19 protein-coding genes and 1 pseudogene are annotated in these 16,935 nt (G+C 67.5%); 6 read left to right on the plus strand and 14 right to left on the minus strand.

The window, feature by feature from the left end; genetic code table 11:
* Window positions 1–69 precede the first annotated feature (69 nt).
* From ASD56_RS02585 to ASD56_RS02605, 5 genes are all read right to left on the minus strand, one after another.
* Complete coding sequence (locus tag ASD56_RS02585; RefSeq protein WP_055960844.1) at window positions 70–288, minus strand: hypothetical protein; 219 nt, start codon at window positions 286–288, stop codon at window positions 70–72.
* 129 nt (window positions 289–417) lie between these two features.
* Window positions 418–738 carry a 2Fe-2S iron-sulfur cluster-binding protein gene (locus tag ASD56_RS02590; protein WP_055960846.1) on the minus strand — a complete coding sequence of 107 codons (321 nt, stop codon included), beginning with the start codon at window positions 736–738 and terminating at the stop codon, window positions 418–420.
* A gap of 21 nt (window positions 739–759) precedes the next feature.
* Entirely contained in the window at window positions 760–1,974 is a 1,215-nt protein-coding gene (locus ASD56_RS02595; RefSeq protein WP_055960848.1) for a cytochrome P450, read from the minus strand.
* Window positions 1,975–2,022: 48 nt separating this feature from the next.
* Window positions 2,023–2,913, minus strand: coding sequence for an SDR family oxidoreductase (locus ASD56_RS02600; RefSeq protein WP_055960850.1), 891 nt, complete (start codon window positions 2,911–2,913; stop codon window positions 2,023–2,025).
* Between the two features lie 46 nt (window positions 2,914–2,959).
* Window positions 2,960–3,895, minus strand: coding sequence for an SMP-30/gluconolactonase/LRE family protein (locus ASD56_RS02605; RefSeq protein ID WP_055960852.1), 936 nt, complete (start codon window positions 3,893–3,895; stop codon window positions 2,960–2,962).
* A gap of 176 nt (window positions 3,896–4,071) precedes the next feature.
* Between ASD56_RS02605 and ASD56_RS02610 the strand changes: the two genes are divergently transcribed.
* A complete protein-coding gene (locus ASD56_RS02610; protein WP_055960854.1) occupies window positions 4,072–4,683 on the plus strand; it encodes a TetR/AcrR family transcriptional regulator in 612 nt (203 codons plus the stop codon).
* Here the strand turns inward: ASD56_RS02610 and ASD56_RS02615 are convergent.
* From ASD56_RS02615 to ASD56_RS02650, 8 genes are all read right to left on the minus strand, one after another.
* Window positions 4,629–4,952 carry a hypothetical protein gene (locus ASD56_RS02615; protein ID WP_055960856.1) on the minus strand — a complete coding sequence of 108 codons (324 nt, stop codon included), beginning with the start codon at window positions 4,950–4,952 and terminating at the stop codon, window positions 4,629–4,631. The genes ASD56_RS02610 and ASD56_RS02615 overlap by 55 nt on opposite strands.
* A gap of 144 nt (window positions 4,953–5,096) precedes the next feature.
* Window positions 5,097–6,137, minus strand: coding sequence for a 4-hydroxy-2-oxovalerate aldolase (gene dmpG / locus ASD56_RS02620; protein ID WP_055963488.1), 1,041 nt, complete (start codon window positions 6,135–6,137; stop codon window positions 5,097–5,099).
* A 2-nt stretch (window positions 6,138–6,139) separates the two neighbouring features.
* Window positions 6,140–7,057: an acetaldehyde dehydrogenase (acetylating) gene (locus ASD56_RS02625; RefSeq protein ID WP_055960858.1), complete on the minus strand. Its 918-nt coding sequence runs from the start codon at window positions 7,055–7,057 to the stop codon at window positions 6,140–6,142.
* Window positions 7,058–7,085: 28 nt separating this feature from the next.
* Window positions 7,086–7,868 (minus strand): 2-keto-4-pentenoate hydratase, encoded by a 783-nt coding sequence (locus ASD56_RS02630; protein ID WP_055963490.1) that lies wholly within the window; start codon window positions 7,866–7,868, stop codon window positions 7,086–7,088.
* Between the two features lie 85 nt (window positions 7,869–7,953).
* Complete coding sequence (locus ASD56_RS02635) at window positions 7,954–8,715, minus strand: IclR family transcriptional regulator (RefSeq protein ID WP_055960859.1); 762 nt, start codon at window positions 8,713–8,715, stop codon at window positions 7,954–7,956.
* 53 nt (window positions 8,716–8,768) lie between these two features.
* On the minus strand, window positions 8,769–9,653 hold the full coding sequence (locus ASD56_RS02640) for an alpha/beta fold hydrolase (RefSeq protein WP_055960861.1): 885 nt from the start codon (window positions 9,651–9,653) through the stop codon (window positions 8,769–8,771).
* Window positions 9,650–10,684 (minus strand): VOC family protein, encoded by a 1,035-nt coding sequence (locus tag ASD56_RS02645; RefSeq protein ID WP_055960863.1) that lies wholly within the window; start codon window positions 10,682–10,684, stop codon window positions 9,650–9,652. Before ASD56_RS02645 ends, ASD56_RS02640 begins: the two co-directional genes overlap by 4 nt.
* A gap of 52 nt (window positions 10,685–10,736) precedes the next feature.
* Entirely contained in the window at window positions 10,737–11,912 is a 1,176-nt protein-coding gene (locus tag ASD56_RS02650; protein WP_055960865.1) for a hydroxylase, read from the minus strand.
* 352 nt (window positions 11,913–12,264) lie between these two features.
* Between ASD56_RS02650 and ASD56_RS02655 the strand changes: the two genes are divergently transcribed.
* The 3 genes from ASD56_RS02655 to ASD56_RS02665 are packed head-to-tail and all read left to right on the plus strand — an operon-like array spanning window position 12,265 to window position 14,887.
* A complete protein-coding gene (locus tag ASD56_RS02655; protein WP_055960866.1) occupies window positions 12,265–13,452 on the plus strand; it encodes a Rieske 2Fe-2S domain-containing protein in 1,188 nt (395 codons plus the stop codon).
* Window positions 13,452–13,757, plus strand: a complete 306-nt coding sequence (locus ASD56_RS02660; protein WP_055960868.1) for a hypothetical protein — start codon at window positions 13,452–13,454, stop codon at window positions 13,755–13,757. Before ASD56_RS02655 ends, ASD56_RS02660 begins: the two co-directional genes overlap by 1 nt.
* An 11-nt stretch (window positions 13,758–13,768) precedes the next feature.
* Window positions 13,769–14,887 (plus strand): ferredoxin--NADP reductase, encoded by a 1,119-nt coding sequence (locus ASD56_RS02665; RefSeq protein ID WP_235565486.1) that lies wholly within the window; start codon window positions 13,769–13,771, stop codon window positions 14,885–14,887.
* A gap of 12 nt (window positions 14,888–14,899) precedes the next feature.
* Here the strand turns inward: ASD56_RS02665 and ASD56_RS02670 are convergent, their stop codons facing one another.
* Complete coding sequence (locus ASD56_RS02670; protein WP_055960869.1) at window positions 14,900–15,256, minus strand: ArsR/SmtB family transcription factor; 357 nt, start codon at window positions 15,254–15,256, stop codon at window positions 14,900–14,902.
* Window positions 15,257–15,448: 192 nt separating this feature from the next.
* Between ASD56_RS02670 and ASD56_RS16425 the strand changes: the two are divergent.
* Both ASD56_RS16425 and ASD56_RS16430 read left to right on the plus strand, forming a co-directional pair.
* Window positions 15,449–15,670: pseudogene (locus ASD56_RS16425) on the plus strand (FAD-binding protein); the annotation flags it as partial.
* 49 nt (window positions 15,671–15,719) lie between these two features.
* A complete protein-coding gene (locus tag ASD56_RS16430) occupies window positions 15,720–16,880 on the plus strand; it encodes an FAD-dependent oxidoreductase (protein ID WP_235565488.1) in 1,161 nt (386 codons plus the stop codon).
* Window positions 16,881–16,935 lie beyond the last annotated feature (55 nt).

Here is a 16,935-nt window from a genome sequence, read left to right on the forward strand (position 1 = left end):
CTCGGTCGCGGCACGCCGAACGCAGCGGGAGCGCTGCCGCGGTGATCCGCGGTCAGCGCTCCCCCACGTTCACAGCGCGTTGAGGCGCTCCTGCAGGCTGGTGATCTGCTCGTCGCTCAGCTGCCCGCCCGAGAGCTTGATGATCTGCAGAACGGGCATGCCCATCGCCATCTTGATCATCGGGTGCTTGCGCAGGTCGGGAACGACCTCGTCGAAGATCACCTCCGCCTCGGGGTCCTTCAGGATGTCGCCGAGCTTGGTCTTGGCGAGGTCGTACTTTCCGGCCATCTCTGGTCCTGCCTTCACATCGTCGTTGATGCGTCCCTGCGGGTGCAGGGACGTTGCTGCGGGCCCGATCGGGGCCCGACGTTTTCGCGTTTCGCAACTATCGTTGCGACTTCTTCCGAGGTCCGGAAGTCACAGCTGGGTCGGTGGGATCGTGACGTGGATGATCTGACCGTCGCCCACCTTGACCTGACAGGACAGGCGCGAGCAGTCCAGTCGGTCCGCCGCGGTCGTGTCGAGCATGTCGTCCTCGAAGTCGGCGAGCGGACCGCAGTCGGCCAGGTCCCTCTCGTCGACGTAGACGTGACACGTCGCGCATGACAGGGTGCCCCCGCACTGGGCGAGAATGCCGCGGACTCCGTTCTTCGTCGCCAGCTGCATCACAGACTGACCCGGCTCGGCAAGTAGCTCCCGCACCGTGCCATCCGGCTGCGTGTAGACGACGCTTCCCATCCGATTCCCTTCCCAGCGGTCCTACCAGGCCACGGGGAGATCCGTGACCGGAATCGTCAGAACGTGCATGTTGCGCACGATCTCGCCGTTCAGCCGAAGCGTCGGCAGACGACGGAACAGCTCTGCGATGCCGACCTGCATCTCCATGCGCGCAAGGGGTGCCCCGAGGCAGCTGTGGATTCCGTAGCTGAGCATCATCTGCGGGCTGTCCTCACGCAGAATATCAAATATCTGCGACTCGGTGAAGACGGCCGGGTCGTGGTTGACGCTCGCAGGATCGACGTAGACGGCTTCCCCGGCCTTGACCAGTACGCCATCGAGCTCGACGTCCTCGGTGGCCACCATGGGAACAGTGCCCATACCGCCGGCCATCGGGGACCCCACCTCGAACATCGCGTGACGCAGGATCTCCTCTACTGCGGGCCCGACCCGTCCGTCGAGGTCCTCCAGCAGCCGAAGACGCTGGTCGTCGTTGCGCAGGAGCGCCGACACACCGGCCGCCAGGAACCCGGCGGTGTTGTCGAAGCCGGCAACCAGGAGGATCATCGCGATCGGCATGATCTCGGCGTCCGTCAGGGTGTCATCCTTGTCGCGAGCGTTCGCGAGCGATGACAGCAGGTCCTCGCGCGGCTCCTCGCGGCGGGCGGCGATGAGTTCGAGCAGGTAGGAGTACAACTCCATCCCGTTCATCATCACCTCCTCCTCGGGGGTGTCCAGCGACAACACCGTCGTCGCCCATCTGATGAACTTCGGCTGGTCCTCCACGGGGACTCCGATGAACTCGCTGAGCACGCGGATGGGCAGCGGGGTGGCATAGTCTTCGGCGAGATTCGCGGTGTCGCCCTTGCCGATCATCTCGTCGATGAGCTCATTCGCGATCTCCGTGGTGCGCTCGCGCAGGGCCTGAACGCGACGCGGGGAGATGGCGACCTGGACGAGACGGCGCAGCTTCTTGTGCTCTTCACCGTCCGCGAACTGCAGCGTGTCGAGCAGGAACTCCGGGAACTCGAAGGCCGCCGGAACGACCCGCTCACGTCGTGCGAACGGACCGCGCACGAACCGCGGGTCGGTCAGCACCTTCTGCGCGACGTCGTACCGGTGGATGGCCCACGCCTCGTCGCCGTACTGCATGGCCACGCGGGTGAGCGGCCGGTCGACGGCGATGCGCTGCTGGTGGGCGACGGCCTCGGGGGCGGGACGGAGGTCGAACGGATAGGTGGTCAGGCTGTCAGACATCGGTGTCCTCTTGTGGGTTGTGGATAGTGCGGGCTGGGTTCGCCGCGGTCACTCGGGAATCTCGACCAGCTGCGGGAAATTCAGGTCGAGGTCCATGATCTGGTCGATCTGTGCGGCGACGTCCTCGACGGTCTGGTCCTGCTGGACGATGCCCATCGCCTGCGTGAACACCTGACGGGCGACCGATCCGCCCGCCGTGAAGATGATCTCTCCGGTGATCGCCTGTGCGTCGGGGTGGGCGAGGTAGGCCACCACGGGCGAGATCTGCTCCGGAAGCACGGCCTCCTTCATCCACTCGATCACATCCTCGGGGATGGAGCCGCTGGTCGCGTCGAGCATGCGGGTGGCGGCGCCGGGCGAGATGGCGTTGGCCGTGATGCCGTGGGGCGCTCCTTCGATCGCCAGCGTGCGCGTCAGCGACACCAATGCGCCCTTGGAGCCGGCGTAGGCCACGAGCCCCGACACCCCGAGGAACGCGGGCGAGATCGTATTGATGACCCGGCCCGTCCCCGACTTCTTCAGGTGTTCCCACGCAGCCTGCGTGACGAGGAAGGGGCCGAAATAGTGGACGTTGAGGTACTTCTGCAGATCCTCGGTCGTCGTCTCTTCGAACGATGCCTGCGAAACGATGCCGGCGTTGTTGACGACGACGTCCACGCCTCCGAAAGCGTTCACGGCCGCATCGACGATCGCCTGGGCGCCCTCGGCGGTGCTGACGTCTGCGCGGACGGCGACAGCCGAGCCGCCGGACTCCGCGATCTCCTTGACGACGTCCGCAGCGGGGTCGTCCCCGGCCAGTCCGCCGTCGATTCCGGATCCCAGATCCGCGACGACGACGTTCGCGCCGCGGGACGCGAAGAGCAGGGCGTGTGCGCGGCCGATGCCGCGCCCGCCCCCGGTGATGATGATGTTCCGGCCGGTGAAGTCGAGTTCGGTCATGAGTTGTCCCACATTCTCGGGTAAGGGGATGGATGAAGCGGGCGGGTCAGGGCCGGGCGGCGCCGGCGCCGACGGGGACCTGGACGGTCCAGACCGTGCCCTCGGATTCTTCGACGGACTTCTCCCTGTCCATGACCTCCTGGCCGGCGGTGATGAACAGCGTCCGGCGGTCCTCGCCTCCGAGCGCACAGGCGACCGCGATCCCGTCTTCCCACGGCAGCCGCACGACGTAGTCCATGACGCCGTCGGCGGTCACATGGACCACGTGCTCCGATCCCGGCAGTCCGTACCACACGCCGCCCGCTTCATCGACGGCGATGCCGTCCGGACCGACACCGGGCGAGATCGCCGGGCTGGGCGCGATCAGGCGCCGATTGACGGCCTCGCCTGCCTCGTCGAGGTCGAACGCGGTGATCTTCACGCCGAAGTTCTCGGCCGTGACGACCGTCTTGCCATCCGCGGTGATTCCGATGCCGTTCGCGCCCCCGAACGTGCCGGCCGACTCGAGAACGCGCGCCGACCCGTCGGGCTCGATGACGATGATCGGAGAATCCTCGGGCAGCTCGCCTGCCCAGAGGTCGAAGCCCATCTGGGTGATGTAAGCGCGCCCGTGCTCGTCGACGACCATGTCGTTGATGGGGCTCTGAGCGACCTCACGCAGGTCGGCGTAGACGTCGAGCGCATCGCCGTCCCACACGAGTACGACCTTCTCGTTCATCGAATTGATGAGCAGTCGTCCGTCGGGCAGCCATCCGGTGCCGATCGTGACGAGCTCTGCCCCGTCGATCGTCTTCCGGCTGGTGGCATCGACGATCGTCTCGATCGATCCGTCGTCGCCGATGCGGACGACGCGGCCGGCATACATGTCCGACAGGTACAGCGAGCCATCGTGCCATCGGGGCGCTTCGGGCCAGCTGAGGCCACCGGAGACGAGAGGTGCAACGGGCAGAACTTCGGCTCCGTCGAACGGTCCTTCGGTCATCTGACTATTCCTCCTTGAACAGACGCGCGGATATTGCACAACGGGTGTTTAGCAACAGTCGTTGCGACTGTAGGTCCGCACCGGTCGGCTGTCAAGCCACGGAACGCGCCGCCGCCTCCGAGCGTCGCGATACGCGACGTGTAGTGTTCCTGATGCCCGATCAACGAGGGGGACGTTTGGCCCGCACACCCAGGCCCGCCACGCTCGAGCAGGCGCGCGCGATCGTCGACGCCGCCGCGCGGCTGTTCGCCGAGCGTGGCTACCACGCCACGTCCATGCGCGACATCGCCCAGGAGTTCTCCCTGAACCCTGGGAGCCTCTATCTCTACATCCGGTCGAAGGAACAGCTCCTCCAGTCCGTCTGCGAGTTCGTGCTGGACCTGCTCGAGCGCAACCTCGACGATGTCGAATCTCTCGGCACCGATACGACGACCGCGCTGCGCCTCATCGCCCGTGGAGAGCTGGGCATTCACGTCGAGCACCGCGACTGGTATCGCGTCTACGACACCGAATACCGCCATCTCACCGGCGACGCGCTCGAGAGGGTTCTCAAGGGACGCCGCCGTCTGGACGAGAGACTTCAGGACATCCTTCGAGAAGGTGAACGGCGCGGCGTCCTGCGCTCCCTGGCCCCGGAGCCGATTGCGAGTGCGGCCTTCAGCGAGAATCTGCACCGCGTGTTCGAGCGCGTGGGGTCGACCGGGGGCATCTCGGTCTCGCAGTTCGCGGACGCCTACACGGAGATGGTGCTGGAGGGCTGGCGACCGAGGGCCGCCGAGACCCAGTGACTGGCCGCGCCCCAATCGTCGGAGAGCAGATAGCCCCTCGCGCGATCGACGAGTCCTTCCACCGGTGAAAGCGCACCTCCGATCATCGATGCCACCGAGCGGATCGTGAAACCGGACAACGGACGCAGAGTGTCGAGCGGCAGACCCGCCTCGGCAAGTGCTGATGCCAATGCAGCCTTGCCCCGGGGGTCGATCAGCCAATCCCGCACCGTCTGCTCGGCTGTCAGCTCCGCGCCCTGCTGATCGTGCACGAACGCCTCGTCGATCATCGCGCCGCTCCTTTCGGGCGCCGTCCCCCGCGGACGACCCAGTCCCCATCGACCGCTCAACAGCCCATCGATGGGTGCTGATGCGGAACATGCTACCGCGCGCTAGCGGTTCGGGGAAGATCTTCACAGCCGTCTCTGGGCGACCTAGCGAGCGACGAGCTCGGCGCCTTCCCGAGCGAGGCTTGCAGCGATCTCGATCAGCTGGTCCTCCTGTCCTCCGACGAGCCGGCGTCGCCCCGCCTCGCGGAGCACGAGCGCCCCGGAGACGCCGTAGCGCGCGGCTTGCCGCTCCGCGTGCTTGAGGAAGCTGGAGTACACCCCGGCGTAACCCATCGTCAGCGAGAGCCGGTCGAGGCGGCAGTCGTCGTCCATGATCGGACGCACGATGTCTTCGGCGACGTCCATCATCGCGATCGGGTCCACGCCGGTGCGGTATCCGAGACGTTCGGCGACGATCGCGAGCGCCTCCGTGGGCGTGTTCCCGGCGCCGGCGCCCAGTCGACGGGTGCACGCGTCGATCTGGACCGCGCCCGAGCGGATCGCGATCACCGAGTTGGCCACCGCGAGCGCGAGGTTCTCGTGCCCGTGGAAGCCGACCTGCGCATCGTCACCGAGCTCGGCGACCAGAGCCTGGACGCGAGCGGCCACCTCGTCCAGCACGAGTGCGCCCGCCGAGTCGACGACATAGACGCATTGGCATCCGGCATCCGCCATGATCCGCGCCTGCGCGGCGAGGGCGTCCGGCGCGACGCTGTGAGACATCATCAAGAAGCCCACGGTCTCGAGCCCGAGTTCGCGGGCCATGCCGAAATGCTGGATCGAGACGTCCGCTTCCGTGGCGTGGGTGGCGATGCGGCAGACCGCCGCACCGCGGTCGGCCGCGGCCTGGATGTGATCCTTGGTTCCGAGCCCCGGCAGCATCAGGAACGCGATCTTCGCCTGCGTCGCCGTGCGCACGGCGACATCGATGAGATCGAGGTCCAGCGAGGCCCCGAATCCGTAGTTGAAGGAAGCCCCCCCGAGCCCGTCGCCATGGCTGACTTCGATGACCGGAACGCCGGCGTCGTCCAGACCCGCGACGACGTCACGGACCTGGTCCGCGGTGAATCGATGCCGCATCGCGTGTGACCCGTCGCGCAGCGTCGAGTCGGTGATGCGGAAGTCGAGGTTCTCGCTGAAGGGCATGATCACTCCGTCTCTGCCGGGACCGACTCGTCGAGCAGGCGACGCGCGATCGCCTCGCCCGCACTCGTGGCGGCGGCGGTCATGATGTCGAGATTGCCCGCATACGGCGGGAGGAAGTCGCCGGCGCCGGTGACCTCCAGAAAGACCGCGACGCGCGCAGGCGAACCTGTGTCGGGATCGGCCTCGAAGAACTGCGGATCGGCGCGAAGACGGTAGCCCGGCACGTACCCGGCGACCTGCTCGACGCGCGCGCGGATGGCCCTGTCGATCGCATCGGTGTCCGCGTCGTCCGGGATCTGACAGAAGACGGTGTCCTGCATGAGCATCGGCGGTTCGGCCGGGTTCAGGATGATGATGGCTTTGCCACGGCCCGCCCGGCCGATGGATTCGATGCCCTTGGCGGTCGTCCGGGTGAATTCGTCGATGTTCGCGCGGGTGCCCGGCCCCGCCGACGGCGAGGCGACGCTCGCGACGATCTCGGCATACGGCACGTCCACGACATCAGAGACCGCGGCGACGATCGGAATCGTCGCCTGGCCACCGCACGTGATGAGGCTCACGTTGGGCTCGGATGCCGCGTCCGAGAGGTTCACCGCCGGGACGATGGCGGGGCCGAGCGCGGCGGGGGTGAGATCCACAGCCGGGATGCCGAGATCCTTGTACTTTGGGGCGTTCGCGATGTGCGCGTAGGCCGATGTCGCCTCGAAGACGATGTCGGGCAGCTCGTCCTGTGCGAGGAGCCAATCGACGCCCTCGTACGATGCCGTGAGGCCGTGGTCGCGAGCACGGCGCAGCCCTTCGCTGTCGGGATCGACCCCGATCATCCACTTGGGCTCGATGACGTCCGAGCGCAGCAGCTTGTACATCAGATCGGTGCCGATGTTGCCCGATCCGACGATCGCTGCGGTGACCTTGTTCATTCCTGTCCTCTCGCCGGCCGTGGCCGGATCATTCGAAGTCGACATCGACCGGGCTCAGCCCCTCGAAGCGCGCGCTGACCCGGTCTCCCGGGCGCACGTCGATGGCCCGGGTGCACGAGCCCGACAGCACGAGGTGCCCGGCTTCGAGCGGCACGCCGAACTCGCCGAGCGCATTCGCGAGCCACGCGACCGCCTCGGCCGGATGCCCGAGCACGTCCGCCGTCGACCCTTCGGCCACGAGCTCACCGTTGACGAGCAGCGTCGCGGTGCGCGGGTCGCGGATGACGTCCGGGGGGTACTGATGCCCGCCGAGAAGCACTGCGGCCGACGAGGCGTTGTCGGCGATGGTGTCCATCAGCCCTATGCGCCAGTTCTCGATGCGACTGTCGATCAGCTCCAGGCACGGCAGCACGTGACTGGTCGCCGCCTCCACGTCTTCACGCGTGATGCCCGGACCGCGTAGCTCCGCCCCGAGCACGAAGGCGATCTCCACCTCGACCCGCGGCTGCACGTAGCCGCTCAGTGACACCGGCCGGCCGGCGTCGGGCACCATCGTGTCGAGGAGATGCCCGAAGTCAGGGATGTCGACGCCCATCATCTGCTGCATCGCCGGCGACGTCAGGCCGATCTTGTGTCCGACGATGCGGGCGCCGCCGTCGATCTCGCGCCGGATGTTGATGCTCTGGATCTCGTAGGCGTCCGCGACCTCGAGGCCCGGCTGGGACTCGGTCAGCGGACGGACGGCTCGTACACCCACCCGGGCATCCCAGAGTCGGCCGGCCAGTTCGTGCCTCATTGCAGCGTCGATCACGCGCTCATGCTGACACGACGCGCGCACGGGGTACGCAGCGATGTCCCGCTGATCGGGACGGGCTCGGGCGCTGTCCACGTGGCGATCACGAAGCGGGGAGGGGCGCCCACTCGCTGCCCGTGACCCGCCTGGAGATCTGGGTGGCGACATACTGCACGTTGCGGCGGACCTGCGTTGTGTCGACCTGACGGGCCGGGCCCGACACCGAGATCGCCGCTTCGACGACGCCGACGTCGAACACGGGCGCCGCGATGCACGTGAGCCCCGGAACCGCCTCGCCGCGATCCATGGCGTAGCCCAGCTGCCGGATCCTCGCCAACTCGGCGGTGAAGGCGTCGGGATCGACGATGGTGGCGGTCGTCCGAGGGGTGAGCCCGACGCGGAGGAAGTCCGTCAGCACCTTCGCGGGCGCGTGAGCGAGCATCGCCTTGCCGACCCCCGTGCAGTGCGCGGGCAGACGCCCGCCGACCCGCGACGGCAGACGCCCGGCGAGCGCTCCGCCGACCTTGTCGAGATAGACGACGTCCTGTCCGTCGAGCACGGCGAGATGCACGACGAACCTGCCGGACTCGCTGAGCTGCTGCATGAAGGGCCTCGCTGCGGCCACGATGTGACTGCGGTGCGCGACCAGCGATCCGAGCTCGAAGATCGCCAGACCCAGCCGGTAATCGGCATCGACGCGCTCGAGCCAGCGCGCCGCGGTGAGCTGCTGCAGGATGCGGTGCACCGACGAACGCGGGAGTCCGGTGCGCGCCACGATGTCGGCGAGGTTCTGACTCTCCCGCGACGCGAACGCCGAGAGGATCAGCGTCACGCGGTCCACCATCGCGGCAGGCGTGTCGCTCACGGCGTCATCATTCCTGGACGACCCGACTGTTCGGCATCCGATTCCCTGCCTTCTCAGCCCGCCGGCTCCGCGTCCGCCGGGCGGCCGAGGAACTCGCACACCACTCGCGCGAAGGCCACGGGGCGCTCGATCATGACCCAGTGGCCGGCGTTCGACATGACGTGCAGCTCGGAGCGGCGCAACAGCCGCAGGGGAAGGAAGGCGCTCTCGAGCGGCGTGACACGGTCATCGCGACCGTAGACGAGGAGCGTTTCGCTTCTGACCTCGCCCAGGCGCGCCCAGAGCGGCACCGCGGGGGTGGCGCCCGTGGCCATGGCGCGCATGGCGGCGGCGTAGAAGGACCGCGTGAATGCCAGCGCCTGAGGCGTGCTCGCCGTCTCCCACCGGGCCTGTATGCGCTCCTCCGTGACGAACGAGAGGTCGCCGACCATCGATTGCATCCATGCGACCAGGCGCTCGCGTGTCGGGTCGGCCGTGAACTCCACGAGCCGGCGAATACCTTCCGTCGGCTGCGGGCCGAACAGCGGGAACGTCGCACCGCCCGGTCCCATGGCGACGATCCGGTCGACGAGCTCGGGGTGCTCGATCGCGAGCCGGAACGCGATCATGCCGCCGAGCGAGTTACCCAGCACGTGTACGCGGTCCACTCCTTCGGCCTCGAGCACCCGTCGGATCGCCGCGATCGCGATAAGCGCGTAGTCGCCGTCGAGCTCGGGAACGTAGCTCGTGCCATACCCCGGGAGATCAGGCGCGATGATGCGATGCTGCGCGCCGATCGGCGGGAGGAGGTCGCCGAAGTTCGCCCATGCGCTCACGCCGGGACCGGATCCGTGCAGAAGGAGCAGCGCAGGACCGTCGCCGAAGACGTGGTAGTGGACAGGCTCGTCGCCCTCGAGCGTTCGCGAGGTCGCGTCGAAGTCCGCTGCGGCGCCGGTCATGCAGTGATCACGCTGTCCGATGGGGCATCGACGTCGAGTCCGGCCACGTCCATCGTCTCCAGGTACGTGCTGGAGTCGGGGTCGACGTCGGGAAAATCGCCGTACCAGGTCATCCCATATCCGAAGTCCTGCTGTTCCCACACCTGCGTCGGGTGATCGGGATCGACGAATGGGTAGCCGCCCGAATACAGCTCGACGCGGTAGTTCGAGCCGGGATCCCGCACGTAGAGGTACATCGCCTGACCGATGCCGTGCTTGCCCGGACCGGCGTCGATCTGGATGTCGAGGTCGCGCAGCTTGTCCACTGCCGTCAGCACGTCGTGCAAGTTCTCCAGTGAGAAGGCGACGTGGTGGAACTGCGAGTTCTTGCCGTTCATCGAGGCGCCGATCGCGATGTCGTGCATCTTCGAGTTCACCGACAGCCACGACACCATGGGCACGTCGGGGTTGCCGGGAAGCACCATCGCCTCACGGCGTTTCATGCCCAGCGCGCTGCGCAGCCAGCCCTCGGCCTCGGCCATCATCTCCGGAGCCGCCTGCACGTTGAGGTGGTCAATGCGCTGCACGCCCAGCCCCCTGCGGCGGGAGCTGTTGCCGTGGAGCTTCGAACGGATGCCCTCGGGGGCGGTCGGCCGCTCGATGTCGTAGAAGAGCTCGATCGGGTGCTCGCCGCCGGGAAGGAGGAACCGGATCGCCTCGCCGCGACCGACCTCGGCGCCGGCGGTGACGTGGCGCACGTCGATGCCGTCTTCCACGAACTGGTCGTGAAAGAGTTCCACGTCCTGCGGACGGCTCACGCGGAGGCTCATGGTGTTGACCTTCGCCTCATCCTGGCGGGTGAGCACGAGCGAGTGGTGGACGTGCTCCTGATATCCGCGGAGGTATGCGGCGCCGTCATCTTCGGCGGTGACCTCCATGCCGAAGATGTCGCGGAAGAACCACAGCGACTTCTCGAGGTCCGGGGTGCCGATGTTGACGCCGCCGGCGTGCGAGATCGTGGGTCCGGGGTCGTAGGCGGGACGGGGTGCCATGAGCACTCTCCTTCGAGTTCGGTGGTCGTGGGTCAGGGTAAGTCGGGTCGGGCTACATCATGACGAAGGCACCGGCGGGAAGTTCCGCGCCGCCTTCGAGGGTGGTCGATGCCGAGAACACGCCGCCGGGCGAGTGGATCGCGTGCTGAAGTCCGGTGTTGATGTCGCGGAAGTACTGCTGCAGCGGATTCGAGCGGCGGATCGAGTTGCCCCCGGACCGCGCGAATATGTCGTTCGCGGCGCGCGCGGCGCGCCATGCGCAGCTCACCTGGTTGCGGCGCGCTATCGCGCGGTCGACGAGCGTGATCTCCTGCCCCGCCGCGACCAGGTCGTACATCTGCGTGACGGTGTCGATGAGGAGCGCGCGCGAGGCGGCGATATCGGATGCCGCAGACCCGACCGCGTAGGTCGTGTGCGGCTCATGGAGATAGCCCTTGCCGTCCCAGCCGTGACGCGCCTTCTGCTGCTCGAGGAAGATGCGCAGCATCCCCTCGGCCATGCCGATCACGGCCGAGGTGATGCCGATCGGGAAGATCGAGTAGAAGGGGAGGTTGTACAGCGGCTCCGGGCGGATGCCCGTGGCTCCGCCCATGACGTGGGAGCCGATGGTGCGGTACGCGGGCACGAAGACGTTCTCGACGACGAGATCCTTCGATCCGGTGCCGTGGAGGCCCATCACGTCCCAGGAGTCGTCCTCGATGCGGTAATCACTGCGCGGGAGCACGATGTGCATGCCGCGTGGCGGCTGAGCCGGCTTGCCCTCGGACGTGCCGAGCATGACGCCCAGGAACGCCCACTCGCAGTGATCGGTTCCGCTGGAGAATGGCCAGCGCCCCGAGACGGTGTAGCCGGAGCCGTCCTCGGCGGGGATGGCGAGGCCGCCCGGCGCGTAGGGCGAGGCGATCCAGGTGTCTTGGTCCTGGCCCCACACTTCGTGCTGCAGCCGCGGATCCATGAGTGCCATCTCCCAGGGGTGCACGCCGACCACGCCGGTGATCCACCCCGCCGACGGCGAGTAGTTCGCCGTGGCCATGACCGCCTCGGCGAAGTCGGCCGGATGCACCTGGATGCCCCCGTGCTCCTCGGGCTGCAGCAGCCGGATCGTGCCGGCCTCGCGGATGATACGCACCGCGTCATCAGAGAGTCGCCCGGACCGGTTGCTCTCGTCTACGGTCTCGGCCAGTGCGGGCCCGGAGTCGATGATCTTCTGCACGACAGGGTGCGTCATTGCGTAGTGTCCTCTCGCGGTGCGACGGTGCACGTCCCCCGCCGGACGATGGCGGGATCTCGACATTACGGGCGGGAAGGCGCAGATCGCGCTGGGGTGTCCCGCTCAGCGGGAAGCCTAAACACTCGTTGCGCTATCGTCAACTCCCACCTCGCGACAGAAGGTGGAACGCGTTGCTTTGCTTGGGCACCAGGCGAAACCATCGACGCGCATCGCTCGTTGCATTTTCCAGTGAGCGGGATACGATGTTGCGCTAACGGAGCCCAGCGAGGTTTGCTTTCTGATCCCCAAGGGGCGGAGCGCACGTGCGACTACCGCGCGGTTCCGGGTCGATCGGTCGAAGGAGACGGACATGTCCATTGCTGAAGCACCGGGTGCGCGCATCATCGAGACCACGGCGCCGCCCTCGAGGTTCGCTCGAGGATGGCATTGTCTCGGTCTCGCCGAATCGTTTCGCGACGGCAAACCGCGCGGCATCCAGGCGTTCGGGACGAAGCTCGTGGTTTTCGCCGACTCCACCGGTGCACTCAGCGTCCTCAACGGCTACTGCCCCCACATGGGCGGCGACCTCACGATGGGCACAGTGAAAGGCGACGCGATCGCCTGCCCGTTCCATGACTGGCGATGGGGCGGCAACGGCCGGTGCGCCGGCATCCCCTACTCCAAGCGCGTGCCCCCGCGCGCCCGCACCAAAGCCTGGACCACGCTCGAGCGCAACGGGCAGCTCTTCGTGTGGAACGACCCCGAGGGCAACCCGCCCCCCGACGACGTGACGATCCCCGAGATCTCCGCGTTCGGCGACCCCGAGTGGACGATGTGGACGTGGGATTCGGTGCTGATCGACGGATCCAACTGCCGCGAGATCGTCGACAACGTCGTCGACATGGCGCACTTCTTCTACGTGCACTACTCGTTCCCGACGTACTTCAAGAACGTCCTCGAAGGGCACACCGCCTCGCAGATCATGACCTCGTCGTCGCGCGAAGATGTCATGCTGTTCCCGGGCCGCAAGCCCGGCACGTCGACCAGCCGCTCCGAAGCCGCCTACTACGGGCCGTCGTACATGATCGACTACCTCTGGAGCGAGTCGCCGACACACAAGTCGGAGTCCGTGCTCATTAACTGCCACTACCCCGTGACCCCGACGAGCTTCATGCTTCAGTGGGGCATCATGGTGAAGAAGTCGCCCGGCATGACCGACGAGATGGCCGAAGCCGTCGCCAGGGCCACTGCCGACGGCGTTGCGGTCGGCTTCAAGCAGGACGTCGAGATCTGGCAGAACAAGGCCAAGATCGAGAACCCGCTCCTGTGCGAGGAGGACGGTCCGATCTACCAGCTGCGGCGCTGGTACGAGCAGTTCTATGTCGATGCGGACCAGGTCACCGAGCAGATGGTCGAGCGATTCGAATTCGAGATCGACACGAACCGCGCCGTGCAGTTCTGGCGGGACGAGGTCACCGAGAATCTCAACGCGCACCACCTGCTGAAGATCGGCGAAGACGGCAAGATGCACGCCGTCGAGTCGTTCGAGGACGCCTGATGCCCCCCCGCCTTTCCATCGAGGAGGAGCAGTTCGTCAGCTGTGGCGCCGGCGGGGAGCAGCTCGACATGACGCCGTTCGCCTGCCCGAGCTGCGACAACCGGGTGCTGGTGCGCAAGAACGGCCCGGCTCAGACATCCGTGCAGTGGACGGAGCACCTGCGGTGCCCCGTGCTGCGCTCGGCGTCGACGGCGGCCGAACGAGCCCTGATCGACAGCTGCCCCACCCTGAACAACGCCATCGACGAGGCCGTCCTCGCGGGAGACATCCGTCTGTCTGCGCAGCTCGACGTGCCCCAGGAGTAGAGACACACGCAGTGAACATCGCGATCGCAGTGGAGACGGACATCGACGAGACAGAGGAGGTCGTCCTCGCAGAAGTTGCGGCGAGCGGACCCGGGCACCGGCTCACGGTCCGCGAGGTGATCGTCGAGACGGAGGACGCTCGATCGATCGTCTTCGACATCCCGGAGGCCTCGACCGAGGCGTTCGCCTACCGGCCGGGCCAGTTCCTCACCTTGCGCGTGGTGCTTCCCGGCGGCTCCGCCGTCGCAAGGTGCTATTCGCTCAGCAGCACACCCGGCCTCGACGCCGCTCCCAAGATCACCGTGAAGCGGATCGCGGGCGGCGCGGCATCAGGCTGGCTGTGCGAGAGCCTCGAGGCGGGAGCGCAGCTGGACGTGCTTCCGCCGACCGGGATCTTCACGGTGCGCGACACGTCTCGCGATCTCCTGCTGTTCGCCGGCGGGAGCGGCATCACCCCGGTGCTTTCGATCCTGCGCGATGCGCTGCACAACGGGACCAAGCGTGTGATCCTCGCCTACGCCAATCGCGACGAGCGCTCCGTGATCTTCGCGGAGGAGCTGAAGCACCTCGCTCGAGAGTTCCCCGACCGGCTGCTCACGATCCACCTGCTCGAAAGCGTCCAAGGTCTGCCGTCGGCGACCCTCCTGGCGGGGATCGCCCGCATGGCAGACCTCGAAGGGTCGACCGCGTTCGTCTGCGGTCCAGGTCCGTTCATGGACGCGGTGGAGCGCGTGCTGCGCGAGGCCGGCATGCCGCGCGATCACATCGTGATCGAGCGCTTCGTCTCGCTATCGGCCGATCCCTTCGCCGCCGTGGACGTCGAGGCGGTGCAGGCCGCGGAGGCGGCAGGCGACGCGATACCCCTCACCGTGGAACTCGACGGCGAACAGCACGAGCTCGCCTGGCCTTCGGGCGTGACGCTGCTGGACTTCCTCCGGTCCAAGCAGATCGAGGCGCCGTTCTCCTGCCGCGAAGGGGCCTGCAGCGCTTGCTCCTGCCGCGTGCTCTCGGGAAGCGTGTCGATGATCAACAACCAGATCCTCGAGAAGGAAGACCTGGACGAGGGCTGGATCCTCGGCTGCCAGTCCGTCGTCAACGGCGACGAGCCGGTATCCGTCACGTACGACTGAGGCGCCGTCCCGTCACGCGGGGCGATGAAGCGGAGCGAAGGCGTCCAGCCAGTGGTCGCTGAGTGCCGGCCCGCACAGCCAGTCCTCCATCGCGTCGAACCCGCCGGCGTCGAGCCGATGCAGGACCGAGTGCTGTCGCCGCGTGGCCGACACCAGCCCTGCCTCGCAGAGGACGCGCAGATGCCGTGATGCCGAGAACCGCGTGAGGCCGATGGACTCCGCCACGCGCGAAATGGACACTCCCGCGGGCTCGTCCTCCACGCACCCGCGCAGCAGATCGACGATGGCGATCCGATCGGCATTGGCCAGCGCAGCGAAGACGCGCCGGAGGCCGCGCTCTTCCTCGGATATATCCTGCCCGTAGGTCATGCACACTCCCGAATGGTTTGATCTTTGATCAGATTACTCTATTCGTTCCGCATCTTCATGGAGCTCCCGATCAGCGGGACCGGCCATGGCGGGGATCGGAGCGCGATGCATGCTGGCGGCTCATCCAGTTCAAGGAAGTGCTGATGCCTATGGCCGTCGTTCCCTATCGTCCGTGAGGAACACAGCGCCGACGTGGTCGTCATCGGGATCGGCGCGGCCGGCGCAGCCGCGGCGATCGCCGCCCACGATGCCGGCGCCTCGGTCATCGTCCTGGAGAAGACGGACGCTGCCCACGCCGGCGGCAACACGCGCGTCTCAGGCGGCTCATGGTTCCACCACGACGATCCGGATGGAATCGCCCGGTATCTGCGGGCACTGTCCGGCGAGCGCGTCCTCCCCGAGCCGTCGTGCAGGCTGGGCGCACGGGACCCGCACCGTCACGGAATGGATATCAACTCTCGGCGTGGATGTCGGCATCCCCGGCGAGTTCGCTCCCGAGTACCCGGAGCTGAGCGGCAGCGAGGCCTTCGGCGGCTACCGCAGCGTGGACGGCGTCATGGGCGATGGGCACCTCCACCGCGCCCTGTTGCGCGCACTCGCGGACCGCGGCATCCCCATTCGATACGACTCCCGCGCCGTCGACCTGGTCACTGACCAGCACGCTGCCGCGGTGGTCGGCGTCCGCACCGAGGACGGTGCTGTGCTGCTCGCCCGCGGCGGTGTGATTCTCGCGACCGGCGGGCTCGAGGCCGACGCCGAACTTGTTCGCGAGCACCTCGGTCTCGAAGACGCATCGATCTGGGGCAGCCCCGCCTGCACGGGCGACGGACTGCGCATGGCCCAGCGCATCGGCGCCGACCTGTGGCACACCGACAACATGATGGCCGTCACAGGCATCACGCCCCCTGGAGCGCGGCATGGACTGTTCGCGATGATGCTGCGACGACGCGGGTACATCTGGGCCGACACGAACGGCGAACGTTTCGTCAACGAGACGGCACCCGCCGGACACGGCCAGGCGCTCATCGACGGACAGTACAGGCTCAAGCCCGACCGGCCTACATGGGTCGTCTTCGACGAGGCCACGCGTCGCGCCGGCCCGATCAGCCCCGACGCCTCCGTCTACCCCGTCGGTTGGTCGGTCGTGATGGACGGGTACGCCTGGAGCGCCGACAACCTCGCCGAGATCACTGCGGGCCGGGTGCTGCGCGCCCACACGATCGACGAGCTCGCCGACGCGATGGGCGTCCCCGCGCCTGCCCTGGGCGAGTCGGTCGCCGCCTACAACGCCGACTGCGCAGCGGGGCTCGATGATCGCTTCGGCCGCGCGGCGGCAACACTGGACCCTCTGGCCGAAGGCCCGTTCCACGCGTTCCTCAGCAAACCCGTGCTCGCCTGGACCAGCGGCGGGCCGCGCCACGACGAGTACGCGCGTGTCCTGCGCACCTCGCAGGAGCCCCTCGCCGGGCTCTATGCGGCCGGCGGCGTCAGTTCGACCTACAGCTGGGCGAACGACGGCGGCTTCCACATCGCCGACGCCATCGTCTTCGGTCGTATCGCCGGCGAGCATGCGGCCGTCCGCGCGCGCCAGCAGAGCGCCGCCACAGGCGCAGGAGTCCACTGACCGGGATGCGACGTTGTCGCCGCGCGGGGCCGGGCACTTTCCTGAAAGCACTCGC

The sequence above is a fragment of the Microbacterium sp. Root166 genome, assembly GCF_001427145.1.
Taxonomy (GTDB): Bacteria; Actinomycetota; Actinomycetes; order Actinomycetales; family Microbacteriaceae; genus Microbacterium.

Bases quoted from the DNA above. Each gene is read 5' to 3' on its own strand.
- ASD56_RS02595 (WP_055960848.1), bottom strand. From the start codon at position 1,974: ATGTCTGACAGCCTGACCACCTATCCGTTCGACCTCCGTCCCGCCCCC.
- ASD56_RS02640 (WP_055960861.1), bottom strand. From the start codon at position 9,653: ATGACCGGCGCCGCAGCGGACTTCGACGCGACCTCGCGAACGCTCGAG.
- ASD56_RS02655 (WP_055960866.1), top strand. From the start codon at position 12,265: ATGTCCATTGCTGAAGCACCGGGTGCGCGCATCATCGAGACCACGGCG.
- ASD56_RS02605 (WP_055960852.1), bottom strand. From the start codon at position 3,895: ATGACCGAAGGACCGTTCGACGGAGCCGAAGTTCTGCCCGTTGCACCT.
- ASD56_RS02670 (WP_055960869.1), bottom strand. From the start codon at position 15,256: ATGACCTACGGGCAGGATATATCCGAGGAAGAGCGCGGCCTCCGGCGC.
- ASD56_RS02660 (WP_055960868.1), top strand. From the start codon at position 13,452: ATGCCCCCCCGCCTTTCCATCGAGGAGGAGCAGTTCGTCAGCTGTGGC.
- ASD56_RS02615 (WP_055960856.1), bottom strand. From the start codon at position 4,952: ATGATCGACGAGGCGTTCGTGCACGATCAGCAGGGCGCGGAGCTGACA.
- ASD56_RS02650 (WP_055960865.1), bottom strand. From the start codon at position 11,912: ATGACGCACCCTGTCGTGCAGAAGATCATCGACTCCGGGCCCGCACTG.
- ASD56_RS02600 (WP_055960850.1), bottom strand. From the start codon at position 2,913: ATGACCGAACTCGACTTCACCGGCCGGAACATCATCATCACCGGGGGC.
- ASD56_RS02625 (WP_055960858.1), bottom strand. From the start codon at position 7,057: ATGAACAAGGTCACCGCAGCGATCGTCGGATCGGGCAACATCGGCACC.
- ASD56_RS02645 (WP_055960863.1), bottom strand. From the start codon at position 10,684: ATGGCACCCCGTCCCGCCTACGACCCCGGACCCACGATCTCGCACGCC.
- dmpG (WP_055963488.1), bottom strand. From the start codon at position 6,137: ATGCCCTTCAGCGAGAACCTCGACTTCCGCATCACCGACTCGACGCTG.
- ASD56_RS02590 (WP_055960846.1), bottom strand. From the start codon at position 738: ATGGGAAGCGTCGTCTACACGCAGCCGGATGGCACGGTGCGGGAGCTA.
- ASD56_RS02585 (WP_055960844.1), bottom strand. From the start codon at position 288: ATGGCCGGAAAGTACGACCTCGCCAAGACCAAGCTCGGCGACATCCTG.